The following is a 24157-nucleotide window of genomic DNA, read 5'->3' as shown; positions in this document are numbered from 1 at the left end:
GCAGGCCCCTCAGAGGTAGCGGTAGACGTCGTCGAGGTCGAGATCCAGCGCGATCATCATGACCTGAAGGTGGTAGAGCAGCTGGCTGATCTCCTCGGCGCTGCGTTCCTTCGACTCGTACTCGGCGGCCATCCACACCTCGGCGGCCTCCTCGACGATCTTCTTGCCGATGGCATGCACGCCGGCGTCGAGGCGCTGGACGGTGCCCGATCCCTCCGGGCGGGTGCGGGCGGTTGCGGTGAGCTGCTCCAAGAGCTGTTCGAAGGACTTCACGTTTCCTGACTTTAGCGCTTAGAGCTTGATGCCCAGCAGCGCGTCGACGGCGGCGGACATCTGCGCGATGACATCGGTGTCGTCGCCGCCGACGCTGAGGGTCGCGGCCACCCAGGTGTCGACGGCGGCCAGCGCCTCAGGCGCGTTGAGGTTGGTGCGCAGCGCGGTGCGCATCGCGTCGATGGTCTCCCCAGCAGGGATTGCGGCGCCGTTGTTCAGCACGCTGCGCCATTGGGCCAGCCGTTCGGTGGCCCGCTCGAGCTGCTCGGGCGTCCACTCCCAGTTGCTGCGCCAGTGGTTGTTGAGCAGGGCCAACCGCACCGCCATCGGATCCGCGCCTGCCTTCCGGAGCCGGCTGACCAGTTCGAGGTTGCCCTTGGACTTGCTCATCTTCTCGCCGTCGAGCGCCACGAGGCCCGAGTGCACGAAGGCGTCGGCGAGGGGTTCGCGGCTGGCGACGATGGCCTGCGCCGCGCACATCTCGTGGTGCGGGAAGACGAGATCCGAGCCGCCGCCCTGCACGTCGAAATCCGGCCCGAGGTAGCGCAGCGCGATGGCGGTGCATTCGATGTGCCATCCAGGGCGACCGGCACCGAGCGGGGAGGACCAGCTGGGTTCGCCGTCGCGGGAATAGCGCCACAGGAGACTGTCGAGGGGATGGCGCTTGCCGGGACGCTCCGGGTCCCCGCCGTTCTCGCGGAACAGGTCGATCATCTCCGCCTCGCTGAGGTGGCTCACCCCACCGAAGCCGGGCGCCTCCGCGGTGTTGAAGTACCAGTCCGGGTGCTCGTCGTCGCCCACCTGGTATATCAGGCCGCTGGGGAGGAGATGTTCGATGAGTTCGGTCACGCACGCGATGGACTCGACCGCGCCGATGTAGTTGTTGGGCGGCAGCACACGCAGGTCCTGCATGTCGCTGCGGAACAGTTCGGTCTGGTCCGCTGCCAACTCCTCCCACTCGACGCCCGTCTCGGCGGCGCGCTCCAGCAGCGGGTCGTCGACATCCGTGACGTTCTGCGTGTAGTCGACCTTGAGGCCGAGGTCGCGCCACACGCGGTTGATCAGGTCGAACGTGACATAGGTGTTCGCGTGGCCCAGGTGCGTCGCATCGTAGGGGGTGATGCCGCACACGTACATGCGCGCGGTGTCACCGTCGCCGGCCACCGCGACGTCGCCCTGCGACGCGGTATCGAACAAGGTGAGCTGGTCAGGCACGTCGCCGGTGGACGGCGGCAGGCTCGGCACGTCAACGGTTTCCCACGCATACATGGGTCACAACCTACCGCCTACATCGGAGGCCACGGAATGCTGGGCCACCCGTCGGATGGCTCCGGCATGACCCCCTCGGCCAGAAGCGACTCCGCCCGCGCGATGAGGGCGCCCCACTCCTCCTCGGCGAGACCGGGCGCGAGGGCCTCGGGGATGCCGCTGGCATGGGTCAGGACGCGGCGTTCGTCGTCGGTCAGTGGCGCGCCGGCCCAGCCCCACAGGACGGTGCGCAGCTTGTCGTCGACGTGGAGACTCACGCCGTGGTCGACGCCCAGCAGGCGCTCGCCGTCGGCGATGACGTGGCTGGCCTTGCGATCGGAATTGTTGAGCAGCGCGTCGAACAGCGCCAGCGAGCGAAGCTGCGGATCGTCACGGTGGGCGAGCACCACGGGCCGGTCATCGCCGGAGCGGCCGGTGAGGATGGGCAGCCAGGTCTGGTCGACATCCACCGGATCCAGCAGGTCGATCAACGGCGTCGGCCGGCCGTCGACCCAGCGCTGGGCCGAACCCTCACCGAGGGGGCCCTCCACCCAGACCGTGAGCGGGACGACGCCGAGGCCGAGCTCCTCGGACAGCGCGTAGGCCGCCACCTCGCGGCGCCCGAGCGTCGCCGACGGGAAGTCCCACAGCGGGGACTCCCCCGCCACCGGCTTGTAGACCCAGTGCACCTCGTCAGCATCGGCGGCGAGGAACGTGGCGTTGGAGGCATCCACGAGGCGCCCCACCAACTGGAGCTCTCCGGCGGGTCCGGTCATCTGAACAGCGGCCCCCGGTAGCCGTTGGCGCGGGGGCAGATGTGCCCCTCGGGGTTGAGCGGCTGGCTGCATGCGGGGCACGCGGGGCGGCCGGAGGCGACGATCACCTCCGCGCGGCTGGAGAACTCGCGCGCCATCACCGGGGTCAGTCGGATCTGCACCAGGGAGTTCTCGCCCTCCTCGTCGGGCTCCGCGGAGAACAACTCCAGGAGTAGCCGGTTGCGTTCGTGATCCCAGGCCAGGCCGATGGCGGCGGCCCGGAACGTGACCTCCAGTGGTGCATCGAGCGGCCCCATGTCTGCGGGCGGCTGGCGCGGCGGCACCTCGTGGCCCAACTCGGCAAGCTGGTCCAACACCTCGGCGACGCGCATGCCCAACAGGAGCGCCTGCTCCTTCTCGAGCGCCACCGCTGCCAGGGTGTTGCCCTGCGCCACCTGGATGAGGAACCGCCGCTCGCCGGGCCTGCCGACGGTGCCGACGACGCAACGATCCGGGTTCTCGAAGGCGAGCATCATGGCTGTGAGCCTACGCCCGCCACGTCGCCGCCGCCGATGGTCGGCGCCGTGTGCGCACCGATCAGCTGGGCGAGGTCGCCACCGCTGTTGACGCACAGCACCAGCGGCCGCTCCCCCTGGTAGTCGACGACGCTGAGGCCTGCGGGATGCACGTGCAGCCGCTGGAAGTCGTCGAGCCCCATGCCGAAGGCGTGGGCGAGGATCGCCTTGATGGGGTCGCCGTGGGAGAACACGACGACCACCTCTCCCTTGCCGTGGCGGGCGGCGAGCTGAGCGACGGCCTCCGTGGTGCGGCGGAACATGGCCTGCATCGACTCCCCGCCGGGGAAGGCCACGACCGACGGCCTGGCCTGCACGTCGGCCCACACCTCGCGCGAGCTCAGGTCGTCGAGCTTGGCGCCGGTCCACTCGCCGTAGTCGCATTCGCTGATCCCGTCGAGCGCCTCCGCGTCGGGGAAACCTGCGAGCGTCGCGGTCTCCACGCAGCGTTCGATGGGCGAGGTGTACGCACCCGCCACCGGGACGCCGCGCAGCGTCTGGCGCAGCGCCTCGGCCTGCGCGCGCCCGATGTCGTCGAGCCGCACCCCCGGCGCCCGCCCGGCGAGCACGCCGGCCGCATTCGCCGTCGAGCGGCCATGCCTGATCAACACCACCTTCGTCATGGCGCCAAGCTTAGGTCGAAGGGGTACAGTTGCCGAGGCTTATCACGGGAGGACACGTCTATGGACTGGTTGCAAGCGATCGTGCTGGGCATCGTGCAGGGGCTCACCGAGTTCCTGCCCATCTCCTCCAGCGCCCACGTCTCGATCGTCGGCCAGTTGTTCTTCGACGGGCGCGACCCCGGCGCCGCCTTCACCGCAGTGACGCAACTGGGTACCGAGACTGCCGTGCTGGTCTACTTCCGCAAGGACATCGCCCGCATCCTCACGCAATGGTTCGGTTCGCTGCGCGGCACCGTCGAGCGCACAGACCCCGATGCCCGCATGGGCTGGCTCGTGATCATCGGCTCGATCCCCATCGTGGTACTGGGTCTGCTGTTCCAGGACGCCATCGACACCACGCTGCGCAACCTCTGGATCACCGTGGCGATGCTGGCAGGTGTGGCGATCGTGCTGGCCATCGCAGACCGCTACGGGGAGCGCAACACCAAGGAGTTGAAGCAGCTCACCTGGCGCGACGGCATCCTCTTCGGCCTCTTCCAGTCCGCAGCGCTGATCCCCGGCGTCTCCCGCTCGGGCGCCACCATCTCCGGCGGCCTGTTCCTGGGCTACGACCGCTCCGCAGCCACCCGGTACTCCTTCCTGCTGGCCATCCCCGCGGTCTTCGGCTCCGGCGTGTACAAGCTCAAGGACATCGGTAGCGATTCGGCCGCCGCCTGGGGGCCCACGATCGTGGCCACCGTGTTGGCCTTCTTCATCGGCTACGCCGTGATCGCCTGGCTGATCCGCTACATCTCGACGCACAACTTCCGCATCTTCGTCATCTACCGCCTGGCGATCGCCGCCGTCGTGGCGACGCTGCTGCTCACGGGCGTGCTGGCCGCGTCCTAAGCTGGGAAGCCTTATGCAGCTTCGTCCACTAGGGGCCACCGGCCTCCACGTCTCCCGGCTCGGGCTGGGCACCATGGCGTGGGGTCGTGACGTCGACTGGCCCACCGCACGCACCCTCCTCCACGATTTCGTCGACGGCGGGGGCAACCTCGTCGACACCGCCCCCGCCTACGGCGCCGGCGTCGCCGAGAAGATGATCGGCAAGGCCGTGCGCGCCGGCCTGCCGCGTGAGTCGTTGGTGATCGCCACCAAGGCGGGCTTCGTCGTGCGCGACGGGCGCCGGGTGATCGACACCTCCCGCGGCGCGCTCCTGAGCGACCTCGAGCAGTCCCTGCGGCGGCTCGGGACCGATCATGTGGACCTGTGGCAGGTGCACGCCTGGGGCGATGCTCCGATCGAGGAGACCCTCTCCGCCCTCGACACCGCAGTCGCCCGCGGCATGGCGCACTACGTGGGGGTGTCGAACTTCGTGGGCTGGCAGACCGCCACGGCCGCCACCTGGCAGGAGGCCGACAGGATGCGCACCACGCTGTCCAGCGTGCAGGTGGAGTACTCGCTGCTGGCCCGGCGCGCCGAGGTGGAGGTCATCCCCGCGGCCGCGCACCACGAACTCGGCGTGCTGGCCTGGTCCGGCCTGGGCCGTGGCGTGTTGACCGGCAAGTACGCAGGAGGACGGGTCCCCCGGGATTCCCGCGGTGCCTCCGAGCACTTCGGATGGTTCGTCGAGCCGTACCTGCAGCCACGCTCCGCAGCCATCGTCGACGCCCTCGCCCACGCCGCCCAGGGCCTCGGCCTGACCGCCGCCCAAGTCGCGTTGTTGTGGACGCGCGACGCCCCCCAGGTCGCCTCGGCGCTCGTCGGCCCCCGCGCCAAAGATCAGTTGGCCGAGTTGATGGACGCCGAGCACAAGGAACTGGTGCCACCCATCGTCGCGGCACTCGACGACATCTCCGGCGGCACCAACGGGCTGCGTTCCGGCTAGCCCAGGTCAAACACGACGTGGTGGACGCCGTCGTCGTCGATCTCCAGGGTGAGCACGCCCGTCACATCCTGCAGTCCGCCCGACCCTGAGCCGGGGACGATCGCATAGCGCAACTCCTGGACCCCGCCGCACATCGCGCCGAACTGCTGGAACGCGACGGTCCCCTGCCGCCCGTCGAGCGTGCCGTCGAACACCTCCATCGCGACGTAGCCCGCGGTGCCGCCGGCAGGGTCGCCGGCCGACATCATGACGCCCTTGCTGAGCCCTTCGGCGTCGCCGTGCCAGACCTTTGCAAAGTCGAACCGGCCGGTGGCGGGCAGCACCGCATCTGTGGGCGTGATCTCGATCTCGAAGGTTGCGCTGACGGTCATCAATCCGCTCCTCAGGAAGGCATCGCGCCGCGGGAACACGGCGCCGTGGACACCAGCCTAACCCCGATTTGCGTCACCCCCCTGGACACCTGCTAGAGTTCCTTGTCGCACTCCTGAAAGGGAGAGCCCACTCGTCCGGGTGGCGGAATTGGTAGACGCGCTAGCTTGAGGTGCTAGTGCCCGTTTAGGGCATGGAGGTTCAAGTCCTCTCTCGGACACAAACAAGCCCCGCCTGACTCACGCCAGGCGGGGCTTTTCACTTCAGCCAGCTCTTGACCATCGCGCGGCTTAGCTGAAGGGTTTGATACCGACTACGGTACGAAACCCTTCAGCTAACCGCCCCTCGCGTGTGTCAGTTTCAGCTCAGTCATCGAGCGCGGCCCGGCGTGGGAGCGGACCCATGAACGCGGTCTCGTCCAGGCCCACCGCCTGCGCGGGCGCGGCAGCGTTGTGCGGTTCGAGGAGTTCCGCGATGAAGGCGGCCGTCGGCCTCTCGTCGGGGTTCTTCACGAGACAGTCCAGCACGAGGGCCGCGAGGTCCGGTGCGGTGTCGCTGGGCAGCTCGGGCGGCTCCTCGCGGACGTGGGCCAGCGCGGTGGCAATCGGGGTGGGCCGGTCGAACGGTTTGCTGCCGGTGAGCATTTCGTAGGCCAGGACGCCCAGACCATAGATGTCGGAGGCGGGGCCGATCTCCTGCCCCAGCGCCTGCTCCGGGCTCAGGTAGTGGGCGGTACCCATCACCTGCCCGGTCATGGTCTGGGAGAAACTGCCCACGGAGCGGGCGATCCCGAAGTCCGTCAGCTTGGCACCGCTCTCCGGCAGCAGCACGTTGGCGGGCTTGATGTCGCGGTGGATGATCTGCGCCTCGTGGGCGGCCACCAGCGCCGAGGCCATCTCGTACATGAACGTGCGGGTCTCATCGCTGCTCAGCGGACCACGCGCCAGAATGGAAGCCAGCGTCGGCCCGTCGACGAATTCCATCACCAGGCACGTCAGGCCGCCGTCCTCGACGAAGTCGTGCACCGTCACGATGTTGGGGTGCACGATCTGCGCGGCGAACTTGGCCTCCGCCCGGAAGCGCTCCACCAGGGCGAACTCCTCCTGGGTATGGGGGTGCATCACCTTGAGCGCGACGCGTCGCTCCAGGACGTCGTCGAACCCATCCCAGACCTGACCCATGCCACCAGATGCGACATGGCCGATCAGTCGATACCGATCGGCGAGCAACAGCCCCGGCCGTAGACGTTCCACAGACACCTCCGAAACGCCCACGAGTAGGGCGAACGCGCTGATCATACGCCCTTTCGGGGCGTTTCATGACCACGTGACGGTTGGCGACGCGCGCTCCCGCTGAATACTGCTCGCGGCCGTGGACGGAAGGGGGCACCGATAGGCTGTGCCCCGATGCAACCTGTCGTCGACGCCCGGAAAGGCAGGCCCATGACCGAGCCCCTCCCCCACCTCCTCTTCGTCTGCGTGAAGAACGGCGGCAAGTCCCAGATGGCCGCTGCCCTGGCCCGCAGATGGGCGGCGACGCCGTCCGGGTCACCTCCGCCGGCACCCACCCCGGCTCCGGCCTCAACATGGAATCCGCCGCAGCGCTCGACGAGGTGGGCGCCTCCATGGAGGGCGAATACCCGAAGCAACTCACCGACGAGATGCTGCGCGCCGCCACCCACGTGATCCTCGTCGGCACCGAGGCGCAGGTGGACCCCGCCGATGACGTCAGCGCGGAGATCCGCGTCTGGGACACCGACGAGCCCAGCCTGCGCGGCGTCCAGGGCGCGGAGCGCATGCGGCTGGTGCGTGACGACATCGCCCAGCGGGTCAGGGAACTACTCGCCGAGGTCCGGTAACTCAGGGACCAGCAACTACCTCTTCTCGGGGCCTCCGAACATCACGATGTTGGTGAACACCCACTGAGCGCGAGCCTTCCGAGTAGGTGTAGACCGTGCGGACGCCCTTACCGGCGTGGCGGTCCGCCAGGCGGATCGACTCAGGCTCGGCGGGGATGTCCACCGCGGTGGTGGCCCCTGCCGTCGAGTTCGCCGGCGTGATCACCGTTCCATTGGCCAGGCGCAGCGCGAAGAGTTGACGCAGGGCGAAGTTGTTGGCCACGGCGGTCCTCGTGGCTTCGCCGGGGAACGCGCCGGGGTAGGCGACTGCCGCGTCCCCGGGGCGGGCCGGATCAGCGACGTCGACGATTGGTTGGGCTGCAGACTGAGGCGCACCAGTGGCCGCGAAGCCGGTGACCAGCATCGCGAAGCTGGCCGACACAGCGCCCGTCTTGAGGTGGGGACATGGTCCCGGCATTGTCGGTCGCGCACGAAGCGCGCACACAAAGCGCGCCACCGCGTCGTTCACTTTGCGCACCGTTCGCTATCCTTGGCTGAGCATCCAGCCTCGGACACAGGAGTCAGACCATGGGCATTCTCGGCAAACTCTTCGGCCGCAGTGACGACACCCCTGTGGCGGCCTCGGCCTTCGACTGCGACAAGGTTCGCCCCCACATCGACCACCTGGTGGTGGCGCTGGGCGAACTCGCCGACGCGATGGACACTGAGGACGCACCGCTGTCCAATCCCGGCTGGCGGGGCAGGCTGCGCGACCTGCGCAACGCCCGCGGCGGGCTGCGCATGCTCACGCGCAGAACCACGTTCACCAAGGACGACCTGTACGAGGAGCTCACCACTGTCCGGCCCCTCTACCGCGGCGAACCGCCGAAGGACTTCGCACACCTGTCCGAGCTCAACCAGCGCGTGACCGACGGGATCGAGGCCGTTCACAAGGCGGCGAACTGACCCGGACACCTGCTTCTCCCCGACAGGTCGCGGGCCCAACCGACGCAGGTTCAGTGAGCGTTCACCCGACCCTCCTTGCGTTACAGGCCCTGCACCTCCCTAGAGTGGAGTCCATGGCGACTTTCGCGGACACCGCTGCAATCAACCTCCGCCTCGGCCTGCTGGGCCTTCCCCTCGTTGAGGGCAAGGCCACCCAGGAGGCCCTGAACCTGGTCCGGCCCGTGTTGGCCCGGCAGAGGGAGTTCAACCGGCGCCTCGCGCACCGGCTCCCCGCCGTCGACACCCGTATCCAGAACTTCCTCGATGCCTATCTCGAAGGTGTGGAGGCCGAGCCCCGGCTCCCCCGGCAGACCCTCGTGCTCGACCAGCCGGGTCTCGCCCGTGAGATGAGCCTGCCCGTCGACGGCGACACCTTCGCCTCGGCGCAACTGACCAGCTACCGGCTCGACAACGGCATCCTGCACAACCCCGCCAACGACCGCCGCACCACCAAGGGTGTGTTCCACATCGCCGAGGGCGGGCTGCCCATCCAGGATGACAAGATCGCCGTGCCCCGCGCCACGTTCGGCAAGCTGCTCGAGGCCGCCTTCGACCCGCCGGCCGAATCCATGGTCCTGCCTTACACCTCCGAGCAGGAGGAGCAGCCCAAGTGCTGGGTCTCGCTGCTGATGCGCCCCATCGTGGTGCCCCCGGTACCGGGTTACATCCAGCAGAAGACCATGGAGACGCGCTTCTTCGCGCCAGCCACGCTGATGGCCAACCTCGATTTCGTGGAGGGCATCTTCGGCAATGCAGGCGACCCCTACCTGCCGGACAACGACCCCAGCCTCAACCCGGAGACCTGGACGGGTCACACGGGCGCGGTGATCCTCGCCCCGCACCTGACGAAGCTGAAAAAGAAGGACCTGGGTCTCCCCCACTACGAGGACGCCACCGAGCGCCAGCGCCGCGACGGCATGTGCTGGACCGATGAGGACGAGCTCTACAACGGCGGCTCGGCGTTCAAGGCCTGCGCCCGCGACGAGCGCGGCGTGATCGTCACCGTCATCGCGGACAACTACTTCGGCTACTGCAAGAAGGAGGTCAAGGCCCAGATCAGCTACGCCGCGAACCTCCTCGGCCTCGTGGAGGAGGAGCACGCCGGCGGCGCCATCGCCTTCCCCCGCTACAACCTGGGGCAGACCTTCACCGACACCTACGCCGACGAGTCCTACACGATCGCCGACGTCATCGCCCGCGACCCTGAGCGCTTCCAGCCGCAGCCGGAGGGACACGCCCTCGACGTCGAGCAGCCGCATGTCGTGCTGGTGCCGGAACGCGCCAGCTACTCGCTGCGTGACTCGACGGTGAGCTGGAACATCGACGGGGAGACCCGCACGATCCCGTTGCGTGACGGCATGAAGTACGTCGGGCCGGACGGCTACCTCGTCGAGCTGGGCCACATCGCGGCCGACGGCGCGCAGTGGACGCTGCTGGGCACCTCCCCCGTCGGCACCAACTGCCACAAGCCGGCCACCGTCTCGGGCGGCGGCAAGTCCGAGATCTCCAAGTCCATCACCGACGCGTTCGTCTTCGGCAACGCCTACGTGGCGGACTTCGTCGAGGACATGGCCGCGGTGGCCGAGATCGTCGACCGCGACTTCTCCACCCGCTTCGCCGACCCGGCGGCCGACGATCACCGCCCGTTGCTCTCGGACGAGCGCTCTGTGGGTTCGGTCATCAAGCTGCTGACCCCCAGCAGCGAGTTCACCGACGAGTACAACGAGTGGATCGCAGAGATCCCCAACCACATCAAGGAACTCGTCTTCGTCGTCAAGCGCTTCTACCGCCCCGAGTGGGGCGACGACTGGCCGTCGCACTTCTCCGTGGGCCGCATCAACGGCCGCGCCGGGCACGCCCTGCGCCTCGACGGCGACAAGATCACCGTCAACATGCTGCGGGTGGGCTTCGCCCCCGACGGAGCATGGCGGCTCTTCGGCCTGCGCCACGACTTCCACCCCTCCTCGAAGGTGCAGACCGAAGACGACATCACCGCGTCCATCGTCGTGCCGGCAGAGGCGGCCGGGCGCGAGGACGATCTCTCGCGCAAGTTCGTGATCAACTGCGAGCAACTGCTGTTCCAGCGCCCCGACGACGCGATCCACCGCGGCTACGACAAGCAGACCGAGGCGGACATCGCCAAGGGCGCCTTCATCAGCAACTTCGAGCCCCTCACGCGCGAGGACGCCCAGGAGATCGTGGGCAACGCCATGGAGTTCTCGAAGTTCACCAAGCCCATGCAGAAGCTGATCCGCCGGGTCGCCAAGGGCGATGGGAAGGCCACGTACTTCGTCTCCTCGGCCCACCCGCGCATCATCAACGGCGCACGGTCGAAGAACCCGCGCTACCTGCAGGTGCGCCCGGATGTGGCCAACCCACAGGCAACCGCGATGGCCGAGATGGTCTCCCGCCTGCACCGCCGCCTCCCGATGGACGCGGAGCTGCGCCTCCCCGTCGACATCGTGGCGGCCGGCCGGCGCAACAACGCCGCGGAAGAGGGTGTGCCGCCCCTGTGCTCCTACGCCCCGCTGCACTACATGGAGTTGCCTGAGCTCTTCATGGAGTTCATCTCCTCGATGACCGGCAAGTCCCCGTCGACGACGGGCGCGGGCTCTGAGGGCGCCATGACGAAGGGCCCGTTCAACGCGCTGCCCTCCGCCATCGACCTCAACGCCGCGTTCCTGTCGTTCGCGCTGACGGGCTACGACGGCTGGCTCTCCAGCGCCGGGGTGATCGGCCCCAACGTGCGGGTCGACCACGACATCTCGCTGCTGGTGCCGGAGGTGTTCAGCCGGATGAGCCCCGAGGAGCGCGACGCGAAGAACCTCATCGAGGAGGGCGCTCTCGAGAAGGTGGAGGACTTCGAGCACGACGGTGAGCTGCTGGCGGCCTCCCGCTTGGGCTACCGGATGACGTCGAAGTTCCAGTCGAAGTACTTCGGCCGCATCTTCCTGCACCCCCATGTGGTGTTCTCAGAGCCCATGCTCAAGCCTGAGCTGCAGGACACCGACACGTACGCCGAATCCGTGCGCACGATCGTCAAGACGCATCAGCGGGTCGCACAGTCCTACATCGACGACGGCACCATCGTGCTGGCCGTGCCCCCCATCAAGGCGCTGCTGGAGATCATGGCCACGGGTACCTCGGAGGAGGGCCTCACCCTGCACGATCCCGAGTTCCGGGCCATGTTCGAGCGTGACAACGTGCTGGCCTCCGAGTGGTACGCCGAGCGGCTGCGCTCCAAGACCGCGGCCGACGCGAAGCTCGCCGAGATGTCGACCGGGGCGATGCAGCGGTTCATCGGCGAGGAGATCAACGCCAACGCCGCCAGGCGCCTGGGCATCGAGGAGAAGATCGTCGCGATGCAGGCCAAGCTGAAGAAGAACTCCGGCGAGGAGGCCGCGGAGGCGCTCCGCGGCACCCTCGGCCGCCAGGTCAACTGGAGGCTGTGACCAGTCCCTCGACGAGCTCATGCGTGAGCTCGTCGAGGGTTTCCAGCACCGTGGTGCGGGCCAGCAGGTCTGCGGACGGCGGGTGGAAGTGGGGCGGCACCGCCACCACGGCCATGCCGGCGGCAAGAGCGGACCTGATGCCGTTGGTGGCGTCCTCCACCGCGACAGAGCGGCCGGGATCGACGCCGAGCAGCTCGCAGGCCTTCAGGTAGCCGTCGGGCGCGGGCTTGCCGCGCTCGCATTCCTCCGTGGACACGCTCGCCCGGATGACATCGGCCAGGCCCATCACCTCGATGCCCGTCTCGATCAGGAGGCGTGGAGAGGAGCTGGCGATGGCCACGGGGTAGCGCTCCGCCATCCTGCGCACCGCGTCGACGGCGCCAGGGAGCAGCGTGACGCCGCCCCGGTAGGCGGCGGCCATCCCCTCGATCGTGCGGCGGGCGGCCTCCTCCGGCGTCATCGGGAGGCCCACCACGCTGACCAGGTGATCGCTCCACTCCTGCGTGGACATGCCCATCATCGCCTGGGTGGATCCGTCCGGCCAGGGCAGCCCCGCCTCCGCGGCCAGGCCGCGGCGCACCACGTCCCAGGTCTCCTCGGTGTCGGTGAGGGTGCCGTCCATGTCGAACACGATGGCTTCGGGGCCCATGTCTGTCTCCTTAACGGGTGTTGGCGTTCGGCGCCAGCCTAGTTGTTGGGTACGATGGCCTCGTCGGTCGGCTGAATCCGGTGAGATCCCGGAACTGTCGCGCAACCGTGATCCCGCTGCGGTGGGGAGTCGGACCACCGCCCGATGCATGGTTATCCTCCGTCGCGACCAGCGGGAACCGCCCACAGGCGCGACGGCCTGACACAGAATGGGCCCCACAGATGCTCCGTCGCACCACCCTCACCCGCCTCGCCGTCCCGGCCGCCGCCACCCTCGTGGCAGGGTTGGCCGTCCCCGCTCTCCACGCCGCTGCCGCTCCCTCCACCGCAGAGGAGTGCGTGCAGGCCGGCAACGTCTGGGTCCACGTCCAATACGACGAGACCGTCACCGGCGCCTGCGCCACCGAGTTCGCCACCGCGCAGGAGGCGCTCACCAGCACCGGCCTGACGACGGATTCCGGCTGGATCCAGACGGTCGACGGCAGGCTCGCGGAGGGCAACGAATGGTGGTCCGTCTACTCTCTCTCCCCCACCGAGGGCGGCACCTATCCGGCTGCCTGGGCCTTCTCCGAAGTCGGTGTCGGAGAGCTTGAACTGGCCGCCTCGGCCGTGGTCGCCCTTCAGTTGCAGCCCGACTACACGGTCGACGCTGTGCCGCCCACCGTCAACCCGGTCGCCGACGTGACGCTGGTGGACCCTGATGCCACGCCCGAACCCACCAGCACGCCCGAGCCCACCGTCGCACCGACCACGGAGGCACCGGTGGTGACACCCACGCCTGTCCCCACCACCGAAGCACCCGCCGAGCCGGCTCCCTCTCCCATCAGCGCGCCGGCGCGCCCCGGCCTGCCGAAGACGGGCAACTGACCCCCATGCGCCTCGCCGCCCTCCCTGCCGTCGCGCTGCTGGCCCTCGCCGGCGCGTTGGCGTCGCCGTCTGCCGCCCACGCGTCGGTGACCGACGGGCAGTGCTCCACCGCGACCGGCGTCACGTTGGTGGTCGATTACCAGGAGTTGGGCGGCGGGCGCGTCGTCAAGTGCGTCGAGGACGTCGAGCCGGGCACCAGCGCGTTGCGGCTGCTGAGGCTGGCAGGAATGACCTCCGACGGCACGATCGATGACGGCCCGGGCTTCGTGTGCCGGATCAATGGGCGCCCCGGGCCCAACGAGGCGCTCCCGCTGACTGCAGACCCCACCTACCGCGAGGCCTGCACCAGCACGCCGCCAGAAGAAGCGTTCTGGGGATACTGGCACGCCACCAACGGCGGCTCGTGGACCTTCTCCAACTGGGGCGCCGGCAACCGCGAGGTTGTGCCCGGCGGCTACGAGGGCTTCTCCTTCTCGCTGAACCGCAACAGGACGTCCAACCCGCCCCCGGGACTGACTCCGGCACACGAGGTGGCCCACCCTGAGCCGGACTCCAACCCTGCAGCCGATCACCACTTCGACCCCGGCACCCCCCGTACCCGCCACCCAGGACGGCGGGGCCCCGATCGGCACGTTGGTGGGCGTCGGAGCCGTGGCAGCCATCAGCCTGGGCGGTGGCATCGTATGGTGGCGCCGCCGAGACCAGTGATCCGGCGCTACCTCCTCCCCCGCCAACTGCACCCTTTCGCCTGGTGGGGCTGGGCCCTCGCACTCGCGGTGGCCGCATCGTCAGCCTCAAACCCGCTCCTCATCGCCGGCCTGATCGCCGTGGCCAGCCTGGTGGCCCTGGCGCGACGCGGCGACTCCACCTGGGCACGAGCGTTCAAGCTGTACCTCATCCTGGGCGCCTTCATCGTCGTGCTGCGGGTCGCGTTCCGGATCCTCTTCGGCGGCGGCGACGGCCCGACGATCCTGTTCACGCTTCCGGAGATCCCCCTCCCCTCCTGGGTACGGGGCATCCGCCTGCTGGGGCCGGTCTCCCTGGAGGCACTGATGACCGGCCTCTACGACGGGCTGAGGCTGGCCGCCATCATCGTGTGCATCGGCGCCGCCAACGCGCTGGCCAACCCCAAGAAGCTGCTCGCCAGCCTGCCGGGCGCGCTGTACGAACTGGGCACCATCATGGTGGTGGCCATCTCGGCCCTCCCCCAGTTGGGCGATTCCATCCAGCGGGTGCTCCGCGCCCGCCGGCTGCGCCGCGCGTCCACCACCGGCGGGCGGCGTCAGCGGCTGCGGGTGGTCGAGACCATCGTCGTTCCCGTGCTGTCCGACGCGCTGGAGCGTTCGCTGGCGCTCGCGGCCTCCATGGACGTGCGCGGCTACGGTCGCTCCGGCGAAGGCAGCCGCCGCGACCGGATGGCCGGCCTCACGCTCGGCCTGCTCGCCATGTCCCTCATCGCGCTGTGGGCGTACCGGTACCTGGCCTCCGCGCCGGACACCTTCGTACTGGGTCTCCCCCTGCTCACCACCGGGCTGCTGCTGGCGGGCCTCGCGGCCGCTGCCGGGGCGCTCAAGGCCTCGGGACGGACGGTGCGGCGCACCCAGTACCGCCCCATCCGCTGGGGGACGGCCGAAACCCTCGTCGTGGCGTGCGGTGTGGGCGCCGCGCTGCTGGTGACCCTCATCGCCCGCTACGGGGACGCCACCACACTGTTCCCCAGCATCAACCCGTTCACCTGGCCGGTACTGACCGGCCCCCTGCTGCTGGTGCTCGGCGTCGCTGCCCTGCCCGCCTTCATCACCCCACCCCCGCCAGGCCAGAGGAGGACCGCATGATCCGGTTCGAGGACGTCACCTTCCGGTACGCCAGCAGCGAGACCCTGCGCCTGGCCCACGTGAGTTTCGAGGTGGAAGAGGGTGAGATGTGCCTTGTGGTGGGCCCCACCGGCAGCGGCAAGTCCACCCTGCTGGGCTGCATCAACAACCTGGCGCCCCGGTTCACGGGCGGCATCCGCACCGGGCGCGTCTTCATTGACGGCCGCGACACCACCGAGCTGCTGCCACGCGAGCTGGCCACCACCGTCGGCTACGTCGGTCAGGATCCGTTGGCCGGCTTCGTCACGGACACCGTCGAGGAGGAACTCGCCTACTCCATGGAGCAGCTCGGCTTCGCGCCCGCCGAGATGCGACGGCGGGTGGAGGAGACCCTCGACCTGCTGGGCATCGCCGAGCTACGGGCCAGGAATCTGCGCCACCTCTCCGGCGGGCAGCAGCAGCGCGTGGCCATCGGCAGCGTGCTGGCCAGTTCGCCCAAGGTGCTGGTGCTCGACGAACCCACCTCAGCGCTCGACCCTGTCGCGGCCGAGGAGGTGCTCGCGATCATCAGCCGGCTGGTGCGCGACCTCGGCACCACCGTCGTCATCGCGGAGCACCGGATGGAGCGGGTCATCGAGTTCGCGGATTCCGTGCTGCTGGTGGGCCAGAATGTGCAGCACGGCGAAACCAGGCAGGTGCTCGAGGCCTCCCCCATCAAGCCTCCCCTGGTGGAGCTCGGTGCCCGCATGGGGTGGTCCCCGCTGCCGCTGACCATCCGTGAGGGCCGCCGGCACGCCGCGCCGCAGCGCCGCGACTGGGCCGGGCACCCACCGGCCCTGCCTGCCCCGACTACCCGCGATGAGGAGAAGTTGTCGGCCCGCGGCATCGTGGTGCGCTACGGCCCGAAGGTGGCCGTGGCAGGGGTGGATCTGCGTCTGCATGCCGGCGAGGTGACCGCTTTGATGGGCCGCAACGGCTGCGGCAAGTCCAGCCTGATGTGGGCGCTGCACGGGGCTGGCCAGCGCGACGGCGGCACGGTGACGCTCGCCGACGGCGCCCGCATCTCGCTGGTCCCCCAGACGCCCTCAGACCTGCTCTACCTGACCACGGTGGCTGCGGAATGCGCGCAGAGCGACCAGGAGTCCGGCCTCCCCGACGGGACCACGCTGTCCCTGCTGCGGCGGCTGGTGCCTGGCATCGAGCCTGAGGCCCATCCGCGGGACCTCTCGGAGGGACAGAAGCTGTCGGTGGTCCTCGCCGTGGAGTTGGCCGGCAACCCGCACGTGGTGCTCCTCGATGAGCCCACCCGCGGCCTCGACTACGCCGCGAAGCAGGCGCTCACCGAGATCGTGACGGGCGTGGCGGCCGAGGGGCGCGCGGTCCTGATCGCCACCCACGACGTGGAGATGGTGGCCCAGACCTGCGAACGCGTCGTCGTGATGGCCGAGGGTGAGGTCGTCTCAGACGGCCCCGCCCGGGAGATCCTCGCGGGTTCGGCGCTGCTGGCCACCCAGGTGGCCAAGGTCGCCAACCCCACGCCGGTACTCACCGTCGAGGAGTTCGTCGATGCGGCCCGCTGACAACCCCACCCTTGAGGTCCCGGCGCCCGTCGTCGGGGTGTCGTTGGGCTGGCGGACCTGGCTGGTCATCGCCTCCTCGACGCTGTTGGGTATCTTCGCGATCGCCTGGCCACTGCTCATCCCAGCCGTCGGTGTGGCGCCGCAGCATGCCGACGATGCGCCGTTCGTCTTCGCCGCTCTGCTCCCGGTCATCCTGCTGCTGGTGATCGCGCAGGTCTCCGAGGGCGGCCTGGACTCCCGCTCACTTGCGGTGCTCGGCGTGCTCTCAGCGATCAACGCAGCGTTGCGCCCGGCGCTGGGCGCAGGCACCGCGGGCATCGAAACGGTGTTCTTCCTCCTCATCCTCGCGGGCCGCGCCTTCGGGCCCGGCTTCGGATACCTGCTCGGGTTCACCTCCATGTTCGCCTCCGGCCTGCTGACGGCGGGGGTGGGCCCGTGGTTGCCGTTCCAGATGCTCTGTGCCGGCTGGGTGGGGCTCGCCGCGGGCCTACTGCCCCGCCGTGTCCGGGGAAAGGCGGAGATCGCGATGCTGATCGGGTTGGGCATCGTGTCGGCCTACCTGTTCGGCGCGCTGATGAACATGTGGTTCTGGCCCTTCATCACCGGCATCGATCTCGACGGGTCCGGCGGTAGCCTCGACTACGTGCCAGGCGCCCCGCTCCTCGACAACCTGACCCGCTTCGGCTGGTTCACCCTGCTGACGTCCACCGCCAGCTGGGACACCGGCCGCGCCATCACCACCTCGCTCGCCCTGCTCATCGTGGGGCGCCCCGTCCTGACCGTGCTGCGCCGCGCAGCCGGCATGGCCAGGATCGCCCCCACCGCCACCGCCACCACCTCCTGAAAGGGAACCCACCATGCGCACCACCCTCACCCGATTGCTGACGCTCCCCCTCGCCGGGGCTCTCCTGTTCAGCGGCGGCTCCCTCGCCTCCGCAGACACCACAGCCGACCGCGCGCAGGCCACCACTGCCATGCAGTGGGTGGCCGAGCAGACGAGCACCGCCGGCATGTTCTCCTCCGTGCAGGACCCCGACACCGGCAAGGACGTACCCGATTACGGCCTCACCCTCGACGCCGCACTGGGTGGCACCGCGGCGGGGCTCCCGCCGGCCACCGTCGACGCGTGGCTCAAGGCTGCCGCCCCGGAGTTCCGGAAGCATTCGGGCGACAGCGGCATGGTCGCCAAGACTCTGGTCACGCTCGCGGCCACCGGTAAGTCCACCACGAGCTACGGCGGCCTCAACCCCGCCGCGCTCACCCGCCAGGCCATGGGCGCCAACGGGCATGCGGCCGGCGCCAACGCCTTCGGCCAGGCCTTCGCGATGATCGGGCTGGCCCGCACCGGCAGCCTGCCATCGAACTCGGTGAGCTTCCTCGCTGCGCAGCAGTGCGCCAACGGCGCCTTCCCGATGTACTTCGGCACGGATGCCGCCACCCACTGCGACGGTGGCAGGAAGTCCCCTGACCCCGACGGCACCGCGATGCTCGTGATGGCGCTGCGCGCAGCAGAGGCCAAGGGTGTGAAGGCGGCGGCAGCGCCCCGGGCGAAGGCTGTCTCCTGGTTGAAGGCCCAGCAGCGCGCCAACGGCTCCTTCGTGGGCGCGATGAACTCCACGCCCACAGAGAACACCAACACCACCGGCCTCGTGGCCGCCGCCCTGGCGGACCTGGAGCCGGCCGTCGTCGCCCGCACCGGCGCCTGGGTCCGCGGGTTGCAGCTGACCAGCGGCCCCGACGCCGGCGCTATCGCCTACGACAGCGCCACGTTGCAGAGCGCCAAGGGCGGCACGGTGTCGAAGCTCAGCCGCGGGCGTTGGATCCGCTCCACCTCCCAGGGGGCCTTCGCCCTGGCACCAATCGACTTCTACCGGCTCGTGCCGAAGTTCCAGCGCCAGGCCCCCTACACGCTGCCGGGCACCCACACGATCAACGGCCGCCAGTGGAAGACCTCCTGCGAGCCGTACTCCCGTACGGAGCGCTGCCGCACCGAGATCATGGCCACCGTGGTGAAGGTGGAGGGCGGCCAGTTCGTCCGCTCCGACGGCTGGGCGTTCAACAACCTCACCTATCTCCCCTACATGACCGAGGCCGCCTGGAAGGGCAACCCCCTCGCCATGGACAACATGGCCGGCTTCACCTCCGGCGGGCGGCAGTGGCGCACCGAGTGCCACACTGCCCAGACCGGTCGTGGGGCGTGCCGCAGCTACACCATGACCACGGTGTACGCGGCTGCCCCGAAGCCCGCCGGCGGTTACACGTTCAGCCAGAAGAACGAGTGGGTCTTCAACAACATCGTGATGTTCGGCAGCCCCGAGCTGCGCTGACCTTGTCACCGCCGGGCGGGCAACGAGAACAGTCCGGCGGCCTCGTCCAGCCAGCCCGCCTCCACGAGCTCGGCGGCGTTGGACAGGGCGTCGATCATCGGCTGCCCCGTCCGCGCCGAGAGCTGAGCGGCGCTGACCTGCTCCTTCGCGCCGATGGCCTCCCGGATCTCCAGCAGCGGCAGCGGAAGCTGGTCGATGGGCTTGTCCTTTCCGCGCCCGCTGGGCTCCTCGACGGTGCCCAACGGCGCGAGTACCGCCTCGATCTCCGCGGCCGACGTGACCAGGATGGCCTCACCGTCGCGGATCAGCCTGTGGGGCGTCGAGGACAGCGACGAGGTGATGGGTCCCGGTACCGCCAGCACAGGCCTGCCCAGAACGTTGCCCCACGACGCGGTGTTCTTGGCCCCAGAGCGATCTGCGGCCTCCACCACCACCACTGCCTCGGACAGCGCCGCGATGATCCGGTTGCGGGCCAGGAAGGCATGCCTGGACGGCCGATACCCGGGCGGAAGCTCCGAGACCACCGCGCCCGCCTCCTCAACCCGCTGCGCCAGCCGCGCGTTGGCGGCCGGGTAGGGCTCGTCCACGCCACTGGCCACCACCGCCACCGTGGTGCCCCGCACGCCCAGCGCCCCACGGTGCGCGGCCGCGTCCACCCCGTAGGCCAGGCCGCTGATGATCAGCCTGTCCTGCATGGCCAGGTCCGCCGCCAGCGTGACTGCGGCGTGCTCGCCGTAGGTGGTGCAGGCGCGTGCTCCGACGATGGCCACCCCTCCCCCGAGTTCCGTCAGCGGCCTCCCCTTCACCCACATGCCGACGGGCTCCCCGGTCTGCCTACTTACCTCCGCCCTGTCGAGATCTGCCAGGCAGCCGGGCCACTCGTCGTCTCCGGGGATGATGAAGCGGGCCCCGCAGCGCTCGGTGGCGCGCTGCAGCCCGCGCAGGTCGATGGCTTCGGCCCGCCGCCCCCAAGTGGTGTCCGGCTGCTGCAGGAAGCCCTCCCAGAGCTCCACGGGGCCGAACTGCGCCAGTGCAGCCATCACGTTGGGCTGCCCCAGCGGGGTCAGCGCGCACAGCCCCATCCGGGCCATCCTCTCCTTGCCTGTCATGCCGCCCTCTCCTGTTCTCCTTGCCGCAGACCCAGCGCGACGCGCACCTCGCGGGCGGTGACCTTGTCGACGCCTGCCAGGTCTGCCAGCGTCCAGGCGAGCTTGAGCACCTTGTCGACCCCGCGCGCGCTGATCATGCCCCGCTGCAGCGCCGTGTTGAGCACACCCAGGTCATCGGGCAGCGGCAGTTGCTTGCGCAGATAGGGGCCGGCCACCTCGCCGTTGGTCGTCCACGGTGTGCGCCTCAAGCGGTGGCGCTGACGGTCTCTGGCCTCGAGAACCCGCCCCAGCACCACGGAGCTGGCCTCCGGCGCCACGAGATCCGCATCGAGCAACACGCGGTTGACCCCGGCCATCTGGTGCCTGATGTCGATCCTGTCGAGGATGGGGCCGCTCAACTTCTCCTGGTAGCGGCGCACCTTCACCGATTCGCAGGTGCAGTCCATCCCGGCCACGCCATACCGGCCGCACGGGCAGGGATTGGCCGCGAGCACCAGTTGGAACCTGGCCGGGAAGCGGGTGGACATCCGGGCCCGGCTGACCGTGATCCAGCCGTTCTCCAACGGTGTGCGCAGCGCGTCCAGTTTCGCCCCGAAATCCGGGCACTCGTCGAGGAACAGCACCCCGCGGTGAGCCAGTGAGATGGCGCCGGGCTTCAACTCCCCTGAACCCCCGCCCACCAGTGCCACCTGGGTGGTGGAGTGGTGTGGGTCCGCGAACGGCGGCGTGGTGATCAGCCCCTTCAACTCGTGGCCTGCCAGCGAGTGGATGGCCGAGACCTCCACTGACTCATCCGGGTCGAGTTCGGGGAGGATCGAGGGCAGCCGCGAGGCCAGCATGGTCTTGCCCACCCCGGGGGCTCCGCTGAGGAACAGGTGGTGCCGGCCGGCGGCGGCCACCTCGAGCGCGAACTTGCCCTCTTCGTGCCCGACCACGTCTGCCAGATCCGGGACGAACTGGTGGAACGGCTCAGGGGGCGGCTCCGATGGTGGTGCCGCCTCCACCGGCTCATCCACGGTGAGGCCGTTGACGAGCTTGATCACCTCGTCGAGCCGGCCGGCGCCCTCCACCGCGATGCCGGGCACGAGCGAGGCCTCCTCCTGCTGGCCGCTGGGCACGATGGCGCGCTCGAAGCCGGCCTTCACCGCGGCCAGCATCGCGGGGAGGATGCCGCGCACCCTCCGCACCCGGCCGTCCAGAGCCAACTCCCCGAGCAGCACGGTCTTCCGGGCTTCGCTCTGCTTGATGTAGCCCTTGGGGCCGAGCGCGGCCACGGCGATGGCCAGGTCGAAGTGGGTGCCGGTCTTGGGTAGGCCGGCGGGAGACAGGTTGATGGTGACCAACTGATCCGGCCAGTCGAACTCGCAGGCGCGCACGGCGGCCTTCACGCGCTCCTTCGCTTCCCCCAGGGCCTTGTCCGGCAGGCCGACGAGTTGCGTGCGCGGGAGACCTCCTCCCTCCGCGGCCTCCACCTCCACAGGCATGCCGTCGATGCCCTGCAGCGCCACCGACCATGCTGACAGGCTCACCGCTCCTCGATCCCGCGGGCGTGGATCAATTCCGAGCCCCCGCCCTTGGGCCAGAGGATGCCGATGGCGTCGACGCGCAGCCGCGGGTAGGAGGTCCGGCTCTGACGCGCGTAGATGGCAGCAAGGGAGCGCAGGCGGCGCGCCTTGGCGTACGTGATGGTCTCCAGCGGAGAACCGTAGCCTGTGCCCGCGCGCGTCTTCACCTCGACGACGACCAACGCCTGCGCTTCAGGGTCGAGCGCGATGATGTCGGCCTCGCCCTCCTTGCAGCGCCAGTTTCGTTCCAGGATCTGCCACCCGCACTCCAGCAGGTGTTCAGTTGCTCGTTGTTCTCCCAGACGCCCGAATGTCTGTTTGTGGTTCATGGGTCATCACCTCGGACCCATTTATGTCCAAAGGGTGTCCCCGATCACCGTTATCCACAGGTGGAGCAGGTGCTACTTCTTGTTGTCTGGGACCTGGAGCTCGGAGTGGGCGATCTCCTCGATGGAGACGTCGCGGAACGTCAGCACCTTCGCGGACTTCACGAAGCGTGCCGGGCGGTACATGTCCCACACCCAGGCATCCCCCATGGAGACCTCGTAGTACACGTCGCCGCCCTCGGTGCGCACCTTGAGATCGACAGCGTTGCACAGGTAGAAACGACGCTCCGTCTCCACCGCGTAGGTGAAGATGGACACGACGTCCTTGTACTCCCGGTACAGGTCAAGCTCCAGCTTGCTCTCGTACTGCTCAAGATCCTCAGCACTCATAGTTGCTCCACCCTAGCGCTCAGCCGCACATTCTCGAAGCACCAGCGGTGGATGGGAGAAGGCCCATGCTCGGCCAGCGCGCTCTGGTGGAGCCGCGTGTTGTAGCCCTTGTGGATCGCGAAGCCATACTGCGGGTAGGTGGCGTCGTACTCCGTCATGATCCGGTCCCTGGTGACCTTCGCGACGATGGAGGCGGCCGAGACGCACGCCGAGACCTTGTCGCCCTTCCACACCGCCAACTCCGGGGCTGCCAGCCCGTCGACGGGGAAGCCGTCTGTCAGCACGAACCCGGCCTGGACGTCGAGGCGCCCGACCGCTCGGCGCAGCCCGTGCAGGTCAGCCTGGTGCATACCGAGGTCGTCGCATTCCGCCGGCTCCACGCGTGCCCAGGCCACGGACACGGCGCGCCGGAGGATTTCCTCGTAGAGTCGTTCGCGGGCAGCCGGGGTGAGGGCTTTGGAGTCATCGAGTCCCTTGATCGGCCGGTTCGGGTTGAGAATGACCGCCGCGGCTACCAACGGGCCCGCCGACGCCCCACGGCCAGCCTCGTCAGCCCCGGCGACGGGGCCGAGCCCTGCGCGCACCAGAGCGCGCTCGTACCCGTAGGGGCCGCGGCCTGGGCGGATCATCAGCAGCCGGGCTCCACACGGATGAGGTCCGGTTTCGCCGGCGCAGGCTCAGCGGGATCCGGGACCGTGGCGTACGTATCGGGGACGGTGAATGTGGACAGGCGGGGCAGGGGGGCGACGATGGCCACAGAGGATCCCACCACCTTGTCGACGTGCACGAACGCCCGCTCGCCCGGCGTCTGGGAGACGTCTGCCAGGCGACAGCGTGAATCGTTGGAGGCGTTGCGGTGGTCTCCCAGCACAAAGATGTGGTCCGCGGGCACCACGATATCGAACGGCACGGTGAACGGCGCCACCTGAAGACCGTCGCTCGCGTAGAGATAGGCGGATTCGTCGAGTTTCTGCCCGTTGACCTCCAGGAAGCCGTCCTCAGTGCTGCGCACGTGGTCACCCGGCATGCCGATGATCCGCTTGATGAGGTGCTCCGTGCCGGAGTTGGGCAGCACACCGACGAACTCCAGCGCGATCCGCACGGGATTCTCCGTGGGCGTGCTGGGCGGCAGCCAGTTGCCCGGGTCTTCGAAGACGACGACGTCCCCGCGTTGGAAGCCACCGAACTTCGCCACCAGCACCCTGTCTCCCACCTGGAGGGTGTTCTCCATGGAGCCGGAAGGGATCACGAACATCTGCCCGACGAAGGTGCGCAGCAGGGTGGCGATCACGATGGCCCCGACGATGATCAGTGCTCCCTCAGTGAGCCACCCCAGCACCCGGCGCCCGAAACTCGGACGTGCCTGCTTCTGGGCGTCACCGGTGGTGTCAGGGGCCTCTGCAGCGCTCGGCTCGGTGGGCTCAGTGCTGGGTGCCACGAATCATTTCCTTACACATCAGGCGGGATCGCTCCCATGAGCATACCGCCGCCCACTGACAGCCTGAACGCAGAACCGCCGGGCAC

At 69.2% G+C, this 24157-nt stretch carries 25 protein-coding genes and 1 tRNA gene; 11 read left to right on the top strand and 15 right to left on the bottom strand.

Going from position 1 to position 24157, the window contains the following annotated elements; genetic code table 11:
* Positions 1–9 precede the first annotated feature (9 nt).
* Genes BN1186_RS01750 through BN1186_RS01730 form a run of 5 tightly spaced genes read right to left on the bottom strand, consistent with a single transcriptional unit; the run spans position 10 to position 3474 of the window.
* On the bottom strand, positions 10–273 hold the full coding sequence (locus tag BN1186_RS01750; protein WP_040281919.1) for a phosphoribosyl-ATP diphosphatase: 264 nt from the start codon (positions 271–273) through the stop codon (positions 10–12).
* An 18-nt stretch (positions 274–291) separates the two neighbouring features.
* On the bottom strand, positions 292–1542 hold the full coding sequence (gene mshC, locus BN1186_RS01745; protein ID WP_040281917.1) for a cysteine--1-D-myo-inosityl 2-amino-2-deoxy-alpha-D-glucopyranoside ligase: 1251 nt from the start codon (positions 1540–1542) through the stop codon (positions 292–294).
* Positions 1543–1559: 17 nt separating this feature from the next.
* On the bottom strand, positions 1560–2297 hold the full coding sequence (locus tag BN1186_RS01740; RefSeq protein ID WP_040281916.1) for an SCO1664 family protein: 738 nt from the start codon (positions 2295–2297) through the stop codon (positions 1560–1562).
* Complete coding sequence (locus BN1186_RS01735; protein ID WP_040281914.1) at positions 2294–2812, bottom strand: DUF3090 domain-containing protein; 519 nt, start codon at positions 2810–2812, stop codon at positions 2294–2296. Before BN1186_RS01735 ends, BN1186_RS01740 begins: the two co-directional genes overlap by 4 nt.
* Positions 2809–3474, bottom strand: a complete 666-nt coding sequence (locus tag BN1186_RS01730) for an MSMEG_4193 family putative phosphomutase (RefSeq protein ID WP_040281913.1) — start codon at positions 3472–3474, stop codon at positions 2809–2811. The genes BN1186_RS01735 and BN1186_RS01730 overlap by 4 nt, the downstream gene beginning before the upstream one ends.
* A 60-nt stretch (positions 3475–3534) precedes the next feature.
* Here BN1186_RS01730 and BN1186_RS01725 point away from each other — a divergent pair, with 60 nt between their 5' ends.
* Both BN1186_RS01725 and BN1186_RS01720 read left to right on the top strand, forming a co-directional pair.
* On the top strand, positions 3535–4362 hold the full coding sequence (locus BN1186_RS01725; protein WP_040281911.1) for an undecaprenyl-diphosphate phosphatase: 828 nt from the start codon (positions 3535–3537) through the stop codon (positions 4360–4362).
* A gap of 13 nt (positions 4363–4375) precedes the next feature.
* Complete coding sequence (locus BN1186_RS01720; RefSeq protein WP_040281909.1) at positions 4376–5344, top strand: aldo/keto reductase; 969 nt, start codon at positions 4376–4378, stop codon at positions 5342–5344.
* Here BN1186_RS01720 and BN1186_RS01715 read toward each other — a convergent pair.
* On the bottom strand, positions 5341–5715 hold the full coding sequence (locus tag BN1186_RS01715) for a DUF3224 domain-containing protein (protein WP_040281907.1): 375 nt from the start codon (positions 5713–5715) through the stop codon (positions 5341–5343). The two genes, BN1186_RS01720 and BN1186_RS01715, sit on opposite strands and share 4 nt — an antisense overlap.
* Positions 5716–5848: 133 nt before the next feature.
* Here BN1186_RS01715 and BN1186_RS01710 point away from each other — a divergent pair.
* Positions 5849–5933: transfer RNA gene (locus tag BN1186_RS01710), tRNA-Leu, on the top strand.
* A gap of 145 nt (positions 5934–6078) precedes the next feature.
* Here the strand turns inward: BN1186_RS01710 and BN1186_RS01705 are convergent.
* Entirely contained in the window at positions 6079–7011 is a 933-nt protein-coding gene (locus BN1186_RS01705) for a serine/threonine-protein kinase (protein ID WP_052459648.1), read from the bottom strand.
* Positions 7012–7238: 227 nt separating this feature from the next.
* Here BN1186_RS01705 and BN1186_RS01700 point away from each other — a divergent pair, with 227 nt between their 5' ends.
* Positions 7239–7571, top strand: coding sequence for an arsenate-mycothiol transferase ArsC (locus tag BN1186_RS01700; RefSeq protein WP_218975375.1), 333 nt, complete (start codon positions 7239–7241; stop codon positions 7569–7571).
* A gap of 1 nt (position 7572) precedes the next feature.
* On the opposite strand, the gene BN1186_RS01695 is transcribed toward BN1186_RS01700, so the two are convergent.
* Positions 7573–7992 (bottom strand): hypothetical protein, encoded by a 420-nt coding sequence (locus BN1186_RS01695; protein ID WP_040281905.1) that lies wholly within the window; start codon positions 7990–7992, stop codon positions 7573–7575.
* Positions 7993–8138: 146 nt separating this feature from the next.
* Here BN1186_RS01695 and BN1186_RS01690 point away from each other — a divergent pair, with 146 nt between their 5' ends.
* Positions 8139–8516 carry a hypothetical protein gene (locus BN1186_RS01690; RefSeq protein WP_040281903.1) on the top strand — a complete coding sequence of 126 codons (378 nt, stop codon included), beginning with the start codon at positions 8139–8141 and terminating at the stop codon, positions 8514–8516.
* A 113-nt stretch (positions 8517–8629) separates the two neighbouring features.
* Positions 8630–12007, top strand: a complete 3378-nt coding sequence (locus tag BN1186_RS01685; protein WP_040281901.1) for a PPi-type phosphoenolpyruvate carboxykinase family protein — start codon at positions 8630–8632, stop codon at positions 12005–12007.
* Here the strand turns inward: BN1186_RS01685 and BN1186_RS01680 are convergent.
* Positions 11991–12656, bottom strand: coding sequence for an HAD family hydrolase (locus BN1186_RS01680; RefSeq protein WP_040281900.1), 666 nt, complete (start codon positions 12654–12656; stop codon positions 11991–11993). The genes BN1186_RS01685 and BN1186_RS01680 overlap by 17 nt on opposite strands.
* Before the next feature lie 221 nt (positions 12657–12877).
* On the opposite strand from BN1186_RS01680, the gene BN1186_RS01675 reads away from it, so the two are divergent.
* From BN1186_RS01675 to BN1186_RS01655, 5 genes are read left to right on the top strand one after another with little or no spacing between them, the layout of a single operon-like run.
* Positions 12878–13522: a hypothetical protein gene (locus BN1186_RS01675; protein WP_040281898.1), complete on the top strand. Its 645-nt coding sequence runs from the start codon at positions 12878–12880 to the stop codon at positions 13520–13522.
* A 5-nt stretch (positions 13523–13527) separates the two neighbouring features.
* A complete protein-coding gene (locus tag BN1186_RS15890) occupies positions 13528–15357 on the top strand; it encodes an energy-coupling factor transporter transmembrane component T (RefSeq protein WP_246043203.1) in 1830 nt (609 codons plus the stop codon).
* Entirely contained in the window at positions 15354–16916 is a 1563-nt protein-coding gene (locus BN1186_RS01665; protein ID WP_040281897.1) for an ABC transporter ATP-binding protein, read from the top strand. Before BN1186_RS15890 ends, BN1186_RS01665 begins: the two co-directional genes overlap by 4 nt.
* Positions 16903–17760 (top strand): ECF transporter S component, encoded by an 858-nt coding sequence (locus BN1186_RS01660; RefSeq protein WP_052459647.1) that lies wholly within the window; start codon positions 16903–16905, stop codon positions 17758–17760. Before BN1186_RS01665 ends, BN1186_RS01660 begins: the two co-directional genes overlap by 14 nt.
* 13 nt (positions 17761–17773) lie before the next feature.
* Entirely contained in the window at positions 17774–19243 is a 1470-nt protein-coding gene (locus tag BN1186_RS01655) for a prenyltransferase/squalene oxidase repeat-containing protein (RefSeq protein ID WP_040281896.1), read from the top strand.
* A gap of 5 nt (positions 19244–19248) precedes the next feature.
* On the opposite strand, the gene dprA is transcribed toward BN1186_RS01655, so the two are convergent.
* From dprA to lepB, 6 genes are all read right to left on the bottom strand, one after another.
* Positions 19249–20352 (bottom strand): DNA-processing protein DprA, encoded by a 1104-nt coding sequence (gene dprA, locus BN1186_RS01650; protein ID WP_082031060.1) that lies wholly within the window; start codon positions 20350–20352, stop codon positions 19249–19251.
* Complete coding sequence (locus BN1186_RS01645) at positions 20349–21881, bottom strand: YifB family Mg chelatase-like AAA ATPase (protein WP_040281895.1); 1533 nt, start codon at positions 21879–21881, stop codon at positions 20349–20351. Before BN1186_RS01645 ends, dprA begins: the two co-directional genes overlap by 4 nt.
* Positions 21878–22246: a YraN family protein gene (locus tag BN1186_RS01640; protein WP_040281894.1), complete on the bottom strand. Its 369-nt coding sequence runs from the start codon at positions 22244–22246 to the stop codon at positions 21878–21880. Before BN1186_RS01640 ends, BN1186_RS01645 begins: the two co-directional genes overlap by 4 nt.
* A 72-nt stretch (positions 22247–22318) precedes the next feature.
* Positions 22319–22633, bottom strand: a complete 315-nt coding sequence (locus BN1186_RS01635) for a DUF2469 domain-containing protein (RefSeq protein WP_040281892.1) — start codon at positions 22631–22633, stop codon at positions 22319–22321.
* Positions 22630–23265 carry a ribonuclease HII gene (locus BN1186_RS01630; RefSeq protein WP_246043208.1) on the bottom strand — a complete coding sequence of 212 codons (636 nt, stop codon included), beginning with the start codon at positions 23263–23265 and terminating at the stop codon, positions 22630–22632. The genes BN1186_RS01635 and BN1186_RS01630 overlap by 4 nt, the downstream gene beginning before the upstream one ends.
* Complete coding sequence (gene lepB / locus BN1186_RS01625) at positions 23262–24071, bottom strand: signal peptidase I (protein WP_082031059.1); 810 nt, start codon at positions 24069–24071, stop codon at positions 23262–23264. The genes BN1186_RS01630 and lepB overlap by 4 nt, the downstream gene beginning before the upstream one ends.
* Positions 24072–24157 lie beyond the last annotated feature (86 nt).

The organism is Tessaracoccus massiliensis (assembly GCF_000826065.2).
GTDB lineage: Bacteria > Actinomycetota > Actinomycetes > Propionibacteriales > Propionibacteriaceae > Arachnia > Arachnia massiliensis_A.
This window is presented reverse-complemented; position numbering and strand designations above follow the sequence as displayed.

Coding starts and splice junctions, on each gene's coding strand:
- mshC (WP_040281917.1), bottom strand. CDS start 1,542: ATGTATGCGTGGGAAACCGTTGACGTGCCGAGCCTGCCGCCGTCCACC.
- BN1186_RS01740 (WP_040281916.1), bottom strand. CDS start 2,297: ATGACCGGACCCGCCGGAGAGCTCCAGTTGGTGGGGCGCCTCGTGGAT.
- BN1186_RS01735 (WP_040281914.1), bottom strand. CDS start 2,812: ATGATGCTCGCCTTCGAGAACCCGGATCGTTGCGTCGTCGGCACCGTC.
- BN1186_RS01730 (WP_040281913.1), bottom strand. CDS start 3,474: ATGACGAAGGTGGTGTTGATCAGGCATGGCCGCTCGACGGCGAATGCG.
- BN1186_RS01725 (WP_040281911.1), top strand. CDS start 3,535: ATGGACTGGTTGCAAGCGATCGTGCTGGGCATCGTGCAGGGGCTCACC.
- BN1186_RS01720 (WP_040281909.1), top strand. CDS start 4,376: ATGCAGCTTCGTCCACTAGGGGCCACCGGCCTCCACGTCTCCCGGCTC.
- BN1186_RS01715 (WP_040281907.1), bottom strand. CDS start 5,715: ATGACCGTCAGCGCAACCTTCGAGATCGAGATCACGCCCACAGATGCG.
- BN1186_RS01705 (WP_052459648.1), bottom strand. CDS start 7,011: ATGATCAGCGCGTTCGCCCTACTCGTGGGCGTTTCGGAGGTGTCTGTG.
- BN1186_RS01700 (WP_218975375.1), top strand. CDS start 7,239: ATGGGCGGCGACGCCGTCCGGGTCACCTCCGCCGGCACCCACCCCGGC.
- BN1186_RS01690 (WP_040281903.1), top strand. CDS start 8,139: ATGGGCATTCTCGGCAAACTCTTCGGCCGCAGTGACGACACCCCTGTG.
- BN1186_RS01685 (WP_040281901.1), top strand. CDS start 8,630: ATGGCGACTTTCGCGGACACCGCTGCAATCAACCTCCGCCTCGGCCTG.
- BN1186_RS01680 (WP_040281900.1), bottom strand. CDS start 12,656: ATGGGCCCCGAAGCCATCGTGTTCGACATGGACGGCACCCTCACCGAC.
- BN1186_RS01675 (WP_040281898.1), top strand. CDS start 12,878: ATGCTCCGTCGCACCACCCTCACCCGCCTCGCCGTCCCGGCCGCCGCC.
- BN1186_RS15890 (WP_246043203.1), top strand. CDS start 13,528: ATGCGCCTCGCCGCCCTCCCTGCCGTCGCGCTGCTGGCCCTCGCCGGC.
- BN1186_RS01665 (WP_040281897.1), top strand. CDS start 15,354: ATGATCCGGTTCGAGGACGTCACCTTCCGGTACGCCAGCAGCGAGACC.
- BN1186_RS01660 (WP_052459647.1), top strand. CDS start 16,903: ATGCGGCCCGCTGACAACCCCACCCTTGAGGTCCCGGCGCCCGTCGTC.
- BN1186_RS01655 (WP_040281896.1), top strand. CDS start 17,774: ATGCGCACCACCCTCACCCGATTGCTGACGCTCCCCCTCGCCGGGGCT.
- dprA (WP_082031060.1), bottom strand. CDS start 20,352: ATGACAGGCAAGGAGAGGATGGCCCGGATGGGGCTGTGCGCGCTGACC.
- BN1186_RS01640 (WP_040281894.1), bottom strand. CDS start 22,246: ATGAACCACAAACAGACATTCGGGCGTCTGGGAGAACAACGAGCAACT.
- BN1186_RS01635 (WP_040281892.1), bottom strand. CDS start 22,633: ATGAGTGCTGAGGATCTTGAGCAGTACGAGAGCAAGCTGGAGCTTGAC.